At 55.8% G+C, this 321-nt stretch carries 1 protein-coding gene; it reads right to left on the bottom strand.

The features are described 5' to 3' along the window. Positions 1 to 321: sulfatase-like hydrolase/transferase (locus tag QP437_RS09825; RefSeq protein ID WP_285267709.1), on the bottom strand; the 321-nt coding region annotated here is incomplete at both ends.

Below are 321 nucleotides of genomic sequence, written 5' to 3'. Positions count from 1 at the left end.
TTGCCGCCTGCTGCTTGAGGCGCGCAAAGGAGGCGGCGTGATCCGGATTCGCCAGATACTTATCCGACATCCAGACCATCATCGGCACGCGGAACTGCTCCGGCGGCGCCATCTTGCGTGGCGTACCGTGCAGGTGTTCACGCTCGTTAATCGACTCCCCGTGGTCGGCGGCATAGAACACAATCGCTTTCTTATCGCGAACCTGATCAATCACGCTGGAAATAAAGTGATCCACATAGGTCACCGAGTTGTCGTATGAGTTGATCATCTGCGCTTTGGTACAGCCGCTATCAACACCAATACATTCCGGCTTCCACTGCG

This window comes from Haemophilus sp. UMB1048, assembly GCF_030218125.1.
Lineage (GTDB): Bacteria > Pseudomonadota > Gammaproteobacteria > Enterobacterales > Pasteurellaceae > Haemophilus_D.
Note: the sequence above shows the minus strand (reverse complement) of the source record. Positions and strands in the feature narration are given on the sequence as shown.